Origin of the sequence: Mycolicibacterium brisbanense (assembly GCF_001570425.1) — a bacterium.
Taxonomy (GTDB): Bacteria; Actinomycetota; Actinomycetes; order Mycobacteriales; family Mycobacteriaceae; genus Mycobacterium; species Mycobacterium brisbanense.
This window is the reverse complement of sequence record NZ_BCSX01000035.1, coordinates 331,320-339,930: the sequence shown is the minus strand read 5'-3', so window position 1 is coordinate 339,930 and position 8,611 is coordinate 331,320. Positions and strand designations below refer to the sequence as shown.

Genomic DNA, 8,611 nt, shown 5'->3' with positions numbered 1-8,611 from the left:
CCAATCACGCACCACCGCCCGCGACATCGGCGGCAAAAACTGGGCCGACGTGCTGAGCATCCGGCTGCGGATCAGCCCCACCGAAGCCAAACGCCGCGTCACCGACACCGCCCTGCTCGGCCCGCGGGCCGCCGTATCGGGCGAACCCCTCGACCCAGTGCTGCCCGCGACGGCCGCCGCCCAAGCCGCCGGGCAGATCAACACCGACCACGTCGCCGTGATCAAGAAGTTCTTCGACACCTGCCCGCTGCCCCTCGACGCCACAACCCATGAGGAAATCGACTCGGATTTGGCCCGCATCGCCGCCACCAACTCCCCCGACATCCTGCGACGCTGCGCCGAGCGCATCACCTTCCTGCTCAACCAGGACGGCCCCGAACCCCCCGAGGACATCCAAGCCCGCCGCCGCGGCATCACCATCTCCCCACAGGGCGTCGACGGGACCAGCAAGATCCACGGCTACCTCGACGCCGAAACCACCGCGGTGCTCACCGCGATCACCGCGAAACTGGGCGCCCCGGGCATGTGCAACCGCGACGACGACCACCCCTGCCTGGCGGGCACCCCCAGCGCCGAGGCCATCGCCGCCGACACCCGCACCCACGCGCAACGCACCCACGACGCGTTCCTGGCCATGGGCCGCGCGCTACTGGCGTCGGGGAAATTAGGCCAGCACAACGGATTACCGGTATCAGTCGTGATCTCGACCACGGTTCGAGAGTTGGAATCGTTATCCGGGATCGCCACCACCGGCAGCGGCACCCGATTGTCCATCCCGCAAGTTATCGCCATGGCCGCCCGCGCGCGGCACTACCTGGCGGTGTTCGCCGACCACACAGAAGTCCCGCTGTATCTGGGGCGCTCCAAGCGGCTGGCCTCCGTCGGGCAACGCCTGGCGCTGCACGCCCGCGACGGGGGCTGCACCAAACCCGGATGCCCGCACCCCCCGGATCGCTGCCAAGGCCATCACGCCGATCGGGACTACGCCCGCGGCGGCCACACCGACATCACCGACCTGACCCTGGCCTGCCCGAAAGACAATCGCCTGGTCAGCGAACACGGCTGGACCACGCGGGTCCGCGACGACGGCCGCGTCGAATGGATCCCCCCACCCCTGCTCGACACCGGCCAAGACCGCCTCAACCACTACTGGCACCCCGAAGACCTCTTCCACACCAACACCGACAGCGACGTAGGAGACGTGGGCGACACCAACGTGGGAGACGGGGACGACAGCGACGTGGGCGACGGGGGCGAAGCGCCGGAAGACCACCGAGATCCTGAGGACCGGTGCTGTTCGGACGACGAGACCTTTGATGACGATTCACACAGTGTTACCGGTGAGGCCTCGCAAGACCATCGCGACCCAGAGAACCTGCACTGCCCGGACAATGAGCCACGCAGCGATATGGACGATGCCCCGGAAAGCGACCGGGAGCCTGAGGACCTGTACTACTTGGACGCCGAGGACCTTGCCGACGAGTCATACAGCGATATGGGTGACGCGACCGACCCGGCCCGGCAAGATGACCGGAAGCTTGAGAACCCCGAAAACCCAGACGCCGAGTCAGACAGCAGCGTGGGAGAGGCCGCAGACCCAGCCCCACAAGCCGACCGCGCCCCGGAGACCGCCGCCAACCAGCAGCGCGGCGCACACCCTCACCCCACACACAGCCCGAACAACCGCGACGGGCCCGACGACCCCTAGAGGCCGCGGCGGGCGGAGCGCAACGCCGCAACGGCGGGCATTCGAGCCGCGCCAGCTACAAACACGGGCCGGGGCTCTCGATACCGTGCGGTGCAGCGTGGGCCAAACACCGTGAAAGGCGGAGCCGGTTTCCCGGCCCCGCCCTTCATGGCGGTCAAGCTGTGAGTGTCAGGGCACGAGCACCAGTTCGCGCTCTGCCGTAGCCGAATCATCGTTGTTCACAGGCTCGGTCACGTCGACCACTGACTCGGCCACCGAGTCGATCACCTCAACCGGCTTGTCGGCGGCTTCAGAATCCTTGCCGCGGCCGCCCCACGGGAACGCCAGCCGGACGATCTTGCGCACAACGCTGGCGAACTGCTTGTGCAGCGGGCCGGTGTTGTAGGGCAGACCGTAACGTTCGCAGATCTCGCGGACCTCGACGGCGATCTCCGCATGCCGGTGGGCCGGGATGTCCGGGAACAGGTGATGCTCGATCTGGAAGGACAGGTTGCCGCTGAGGATGTGGAACCACCTGCCGCCGGTCAGGTTTGCCGAACCGAGCAGCTGTCGGAAGTACCACATGCCGCGGGACTCGTTTTCGGTCTCTTCGATGGAGAACTCCTGGGTGCCCTCGGGGAAGTGCCCGCAGAAGATGATCATGTACGACCACACGTTGCGCATCAGGTTGGCGGTCATGTTGCCGGTAAACACGAACGGCGCGAACGGCCCGGCAAGCAACGGGAAGGCCACGTAGTCCTTGAGCGTCTGGCGCTTGGTCTTGGCCCAGATGCCGCGCAGCACATCCTTCTTGTCCTTGATGCTGATCTCCCCGGACCGGATGCGTTCGGTCTCCAGTTCGTGCAGCGCCACGCCGTACTGGAAGAACACCATCAGCAGGAAGGCGTAGACCGGGTTGCCGAGGTAGTACGGCGACCACTTCTGATCCTCGCTCATCCGCAGGATGCCGTAGCCGATGTCGCGGTCCATGTCGACGATGTTGGTGTAGGTGTGGTGCATGTAGTTGTGGGAGTGCCGCCACTGATCGGCCGGGCACGCGGTATCCCACTCAAATGCCTTGCTTGAGATGGCCGGATCGCCCATCCAGTCGTACTGACCGTGCATGACGTTGTGGCCGATCTCCATGTTGTCGAGGATCTTGGCGATCCCCAGCATGGCGGTCCCGGCCAGCCAGAACGGCGGGAAGATCGAGGCGAACAGCAGCGCGCGGCCACCGACCTCCAGCTTGCGCTGGGTCTTGATGATGCTGCGGATGTAGGTGGCGTCGCGCTCACCGAGGTCGGCGATGACGCGCTCGCGGATGGCGTCGAGCTCGGCGCCGAACGCGTCGGCTTGTTCGGGGGTCAGGCTGTAGATCTTTTTCTGCTCGGGGCGAGCAGAGCGACGGAGATCGTTCTGGGACATGAGTTGGTCCTTTCGGGTCAGAGGTCGATGTCGACGTCGCCGACAGGAGCGGTGACGCAGATCTGGATGTCTTCGCAGTCGGCGCTCGATACCGCGCCGGTGATCAGGTTGCGCACGGCACCACGGGTTTTGAACCGCGTGCAGCTGTGGCAGATGCCCATGCGGCAACCGCTTTCCGGTGTCAGGCCTGCGGCCTCGGCCTGCGCGAGCAACGGTTGACCGTCATCGGTCACGGTGATGTTGCTGTTGGTGAAGGTCACAGCGCCTCCCGTCGCTTCGGCGGGCACCGTGAACGTCGGCGGCACGAAGCTCTCGGATTGCGCGTCGGGGCACAGCTCGCGCACGGCGTCGACGAGCGCCGCAGGCCCGCAGACGTAGACCGCATCCGGAGCGGCCCCAGGGAACGCCGCGGCCAGGTGTCCAGCGTCGAAGTGACCGGTCACGTCGCCCTGGCCACCGCGGGTGTAACCGTGCAACACCCGCACACCGCGCATCGCTGCGAGTTCCGACCGGTAGCAGGCCTCATCGGCGTTGCGTGCGTAATGGATGAAGGCCACCTCGCCGGTGAAACCCTCGGCGCGCAGCGTCCTGAGCATCGACAGCACCGGGGTGATGCCGCTGCCGCCGGAGACGAACAGGATGCGACGCGGCCGCACCTCCGGCATCACGAAGTCACCGCCGACGGAGTCCAGCCCCAGCACCATGCCCGGGTAGGCGTGATCGCACAGGTAGTTCGAGACCAGGCCACCGTCGTGGCGACCGATCGTCAGCTCGATGATGCCTGCGCCTTCGGCGCTCGCGGGCGAGTAGCACCGGGTGCGTCGCCGCCCGTTGATCTCGACGGACAGGTTGATGTGCTGGCCGGCCCGGAATCCGGTGAACGCGTCGTTCGGTTCCAGGGTCAGCGTGACGCTGCGCGGCGTCTGGCGCCGCACCGCGATCACCTTGGCGCGGGCGTCGCCGCGCGTCCAGGTTGGTTCCACCAGCTCGGTGTATCTGTCGACACCATGAGGTCCGGTAAGCAGGTTCACCAGCGACGAGCTGGATACCCGCCGGCGAACTCCTGCTGTCAAAGTTTGGGTGAACATGTGTACACAGTACCGCCGGTAACACGGGGTCTGTCAACGGCAAAATTGCTGGTTGTGGTACGCTTCACAACAGTGAACAACCGTACGCCCACTTCACGAACACCAAGGTCACGAACGCGAAGCTCAGAGCCGTCGCGGTCACGGGATGCGCTGACGCGTGAAGAACGCAAAGAAGCCACCCGGCGCGCGATCATCGCCGCCGCGCTCAAGCTGCTGGAGGAACAGAGCTTCAGCTCGCTGAGCCTGCGCGAGGTCACCCGCGAGGCCGGCATCGTGCCTGCCGCGTTCTACCGCCACTTCGACTCGATGGACGCGCTGGGCCTCGTCCTCATCGACGAGTCGTTCCGGTCCTTACGCGACATGCTGCGTGGCGCCCGCGCGGGCAAGCTCGATCCGCGCCACGTCATCGAATCCTCGGCCGAGATCCTCATCGGCAGCGTGAACGAGCGTCGCGAACACTGGCGGTTCATCTCCCGCGAACGCAACAGCGGCGTCTCGGTACTGCGCTACGCCATCCGCACCGAGATCCGGCTGATCACCTCGGAACTTGCGATCGACCTGGCCCGCTTCCCCGGTCTCACGGACTGGAGCAGTGAGGACCTCAACATCCTGGCCAACCTGTTCGTCAACGCGATGATCTCGATCGCCGAGGCCTTGGAAGATGCGGGCGACGCGCAATCCGTCGACGCGATCCACCGCACCGCGGTCAAGCAACTGCGCATGATCGCTGTCGGCGTACAGGGCTGGCACAGCGACCGTTAGGGCGGGCCGACGCCCCTAGGGCGCCGCGCTGGTGGGCGTCAAAACGGCAGTCCGAACTCGCCGATCAGCCACGCGATACCGGCCAGCAGCATGCAGCCGAACCCGATTGTCGCCGCGACGTTGCCGAAGATCTTGGTCTTGCGGGGCGAGCTGACCAACAGCAGGATGCCGCCCACGCAGGCCACGGTCCACAGCGCTGCCGACGAGAGCGACATGCCCCCGACCATCAGGACGACGATGCCGATCAGCGCCGCCGGCGCAAACACCCACGGATACATCCGCTGCGGGATGCCGAGCGGCAGCGTCGCACCGTCGGCAGGCAGGTCCAGATCGGGCCGGTAATGCGTCAGCCAGCGTCCGATCGGTCCGGTCGTCCATTGTTCGTCGAACTCGTACGGGTAGATCGGTTCGGCTGCTCCGCTGATGGCCCAAGCCTTGGCGAGGGCCGACAGGCGCCCTGTCATCACCTGGACCAGGTCGATACCGGTGATGTCGCGCCACGCGACGGAGACCGTCGTGCCGTCGCGCACCAACGTGATGCCGTCGGGCCCCAGTGTGAGCGCCTGCTGGGCGCGGCCGTTGCGTACCCGGGTGGTGTCCACCCCGCTCAGCTCGACCGGTGTCGCGAAGTCCTCGGTCATCGCGGGGTTCCGCCGCCGTCGACGATGATCACCTGGCCGGTCATATAGCTACCCGCGTCAGAACACAGCAGCAGGGCCGCGCCGACCATCTCGTCAGGCGTGGCCAGCCGGTTCATCAGCGTCCCGCCGACCATATGGTCGATGGCCTCCTGCGGGTTGTTGCGCATCATGTCGGTGTCGACCGGCCCGGGCGCGATGGCATTGACCCGGATGTTGAACGGGGTGAACTCTGCCGCCATCGACCGGGTCACCGACATCAGCGCGGCCTTGCCGGAAGCGTAGATCGACAGTGCGGGTGCGAAGTTGAACGCACCGACCGAGACCATGTTGAGCACCGCGGCGTGCGAACTCTCCTTCAGGTACGGCAGCGCGTGCTGCACCAGAAACACCGGGCCGCGCAGGTTGACCTCGTAGGACTTGGCCCACGCCTCCGGCGTCATCGACCCGAGCGGTTGTGCCAACGCATTGGCAGCGTTGTTGACCACCACGTCAACGCCGCCGAACTCGGACACGGTGCGGTCCACCAGTGCGCCCAGGTCGTCGATATTGCCGCTGTGGGTGGGCACACCGATGGCGTCGCCGCCCAACTCGCGCAGGTGCGCCGCTGCCGCCTCGCACGCGTCGGGTTTCCGGCTGGCCACCGCGACTTTCGCGCCCGCGAGCACGAACCCCTCGGCCAACGCCAAGCCGATGCCGCGAGTTCCGCCGGTCACGATGACGCTGCGGCCGGTCATGTCGAACAGCTGGTCAAATTTCTGACGGTCCACCCCGTCAGTAGAACACGTACCAGTTCGGCACCGGACGCATCTGCTGCCGCTGGTCGGAAGGTCGCAGTGCCGGCAAGCACCGTCACGCCGCCCAGCACGGGAATCCGCTTACCGGCCTTGATGATTGGCAGCTATGGGCCGTCACCTCCGGATGTGGCATTCGGTACGGTGGAGGTTGTAACGAACGGTGCTGTGCCGCCGATTCATGTATCGGCGGTCGAGCCGCGGGTGTTGTCCCGGTCTCACCATGGGTCGCTCGATTCGTTCGGTATGTGCGGCGGGGATCTGGCCGGCACTACACCAGCAGCGTTGCTGATGGGGACACTGAACGTCGATCTGTGGGGGAACGATCATGGACGCCGGCGCATGGGCGTGGCATCTGCGCGGGGCATGGCTGCTGCGGCTGCTCGTGGCGGTACTCGTGCTGTGTGCCTGCGTCGCCTTGCCGGTGCCCGCGCACGCGGTGGACAGCTGGCAGCACCGGCAATCGCCGTTGTCCACCCCGTGGACGCAACTGGTCGATCTCGCACACGCGCTGCCGGAATACCCACGCCCCCAGATGGTCCGCACGCACTGGCGGAACCTCAACGGCGGTTGGGACTACACCGGTTGGTCGGCGCCAAATCCCCCGGGGCCCAACGACTATCACGAGCGCATCCTGGTGCCCTATCCGACGGAGTCCGCGCTGTCCGGCATCCAGCGTCACGACGACCAGATGTGGTACCACAAGACTCTGAAAATCCCGCGCACCTGGTGGGGCCAGCGGGTGTTGTTGCACTTCGGTGCCGTCGATCAGGTCGCCACCGTGTGGGTCAACAATCATCAGGTCGGCTACCACGAGGGCGGCTACACCAGTTTCACCGTCGATATCACCGATGCCCTGCAATGGCCCGGCCCACAGAACCTGTCGGTCCGGGTCGAGGATCACAACGAGAACAGCCCTTACGCGGTCGGCAAGCAACGGAACCAGCCGCATGGGCTCACCTACACCGGCGCGTCGGGGATCTGGCAGACGGTGTGGATGGAGCCCGTGCGGGCGACGCACGTCAGCAAGCTGGACATCACACCGGACCTGACCAGTTTCGCCGTCACCCCCGCGATCACCGGTCCTGATCCCGGGCACGTGGTGGTGGCCGTCGCCACGCGCGACGGCCGAGAGGTTGCTCGCGCATCCGGCAAGCCCGGTGACACAATTCGGGTCCCGGTTCCCGCGCCGCACCTCTGGACCCCCGACGATCCCTACCTGTACGACATCAAGGTCTGGCTGATCAACCGGTCGGGGAAGATGGTCGACGAGATCTCCAGCTACGGCGGGCTGCGCACTATCGGCATCGTCAGGGACTCCCAGGGCCGTCCGCGCATCGCGCTGAACAACCAGATCGTCTTTCTGCAAGGCGTTCTGGATCAGGGCTACTGGCCCGACGGCATCTACACCGCGCCCACCGACGACGCACTGAAATCGGACCTCGAACAAGTGAAGAAGTTGGGGCTCAACACTGTTCGCAAACACGCCAAGGTCGAGCCGGCCCGCTGGTACTACTGGGCCGACAAGCTGGGCTTGATGGTGTTGCAGGACATGCCGTCTCTGGGCGTGCCGATCGGCGGCCCGTGGGGCCCTGACCCCGACCCGCCTGCCGACGCGAAAGTGCAGTTCGAGAAGGAGTTGTCGCAGATCGTCGATCAGTTGCACGACGTCACGTCGATCGTCGGCTGGGTGCCGTTCAACGAGGGCTGGGGCGAATACGACACCGCGCGAATTGCCAATCAGGTCAAGGCCCAAGACCCGACGCGGCTGGTGGACGCCGAGAGCGGGGTCAACTGCTGCAAGTCGCGCCCGGACAGTGGCGCCGGTGACATCTACGACGACCACACCTACGTCGGGCCGGGAGCTACCGCCGTGCACGACGCGCGGGCGGCCATGATCGGCGAGTACGGCGGCATTGGGCTGGTGCTGCCGGACAATCGGTGGCCGGGCCCGCCCGAGGCCTATGAGATGACCAGCGACCAAGCACAATTGACCAAGCGCTATCTCGACATCGGCCGCGATCTGGAACGGCAGGTCCGCGTCGGTGGCCTCTCGGGCGCAATCTACACGCAGACAACCGATGTCGAGAACGAGGTGAACGGCTACCTCAGCTACGACCGCAGGCTGGTCAAGGTCGACGTTGCCGCCGTTGCCGCTCAGAATCGTGCGGTGATCGCCGCCGGTGGCGCCGGGCCCGCACCGGGTCGCAGCTGAGC

At 66.2% G+C, this 8,611-nt stretch carries 7 protein-coding genes; 3 read left to right on the top strand and 4 right to left on the bottom strand.

From position 1 onward, the window contains the following. On the top strand, positions 1-1,708 hold a 1,708-nt coding region (locus tag RMCB_RS20555), incomplete at its 5' end, for an HNH endonuclease signature motif containing protein (RefSeq protein ID WP_084388566.1). Between the two features lie 168 nt (positions 1,709-1,876). On the opposite strand, the gene RMCB_RS20550 is transcribed toward RMCB_RS20555, so the two are convergent. Continuing rightward, the gene (locus tag RMCB_RS20550; RefSeq protein WP_062830259.1) at positions 1,877-3,112 is read right to left on the bottom strand and encodes a fatty acid desaturase family protein; all 1,236 of its coding nucleotides are present in this window, start codon (positions 3,110-3,112) and stop codon (positions 1,877-1,879) included. 17 nt (positions 3,113-3,129) lie between these two features. Next, entirely contained in the window at positions 3,130-4,200 is a 1,071-nt protein-coding gene (locus RMCB_RS20545) for a ferredoxin reductase (protein WP_062830258.1), read from the bottom strand. A gap of 72 nt (positions 4,201-4,272) precedes the next feature. On the opposite strand from RMCB_RS20545, the gene RMCB_RS20540 reads away from it, so the two are divergent. Continuing rightward, the gene (locus RMCB_RS20540) at positions 4,273-4,962 is read left to right on the top strand and encodes a TetR family transcriptional regulator (protein WP_062830257.1); all 690 of its coding nucleotides are present in this window, start codon (positions 4,273-4,275) and stop codon (positions 4,960-4,962) included. 38 nt (positions 4,963-5,000) lie between these two features. On the opposite strand, the gene RMCB_RS20535 is transcribed toward RMCB_RS20540, so the two are convergent. Both RMCB_RS20535 and RMCB_RS20530 read right to left on the bottom strand, forming a co-directional pair. After that, on the bottom strand, positions 5,001-5,603 hold the full coding sequence (locus tag RMCB_RS20535) for a hypothetical protein (protein ID WP_062830256.1): 603 nt from the start codon (positions 5,601-5,603) through the stop codon (positions 5,001-5,003). After that, positions 5,600-6,370 (bottom strand): SDR family NAD(P)-dependent oxidoreductase, encoded by a 771-nt coding sequence (locus RMCB_RS20530; protein WP_062830255.1) that lies wholly within the window; start codon positions 6,368-6,370, stop codon positions 5,600-5,602. The genes RMCB_RS20535 and RMCB_RS20530 overlap by 4 nt, the downstream gene beginning before the upstream one ends. Positions 6,371-6,722: 352 nt before the next feature. Here RMCB_RS20530 and RMCB_RS20525 point away from each other — a divergent pair, with 352 nt between their 5' ends. Then, positions 6,723-8,609 (top strand): glycoside hydrolase family 2 protein, encoded by a 1,887-nt coding sequence (locus tag RMCB_RS20525; protein WP_072278511.1) that lies wholly within the window; start codon positions 6,723-6,725, stop codon positions 8,607-8,609. Positions 8,610-8,611: the final 2 nt, after the last annotated feature.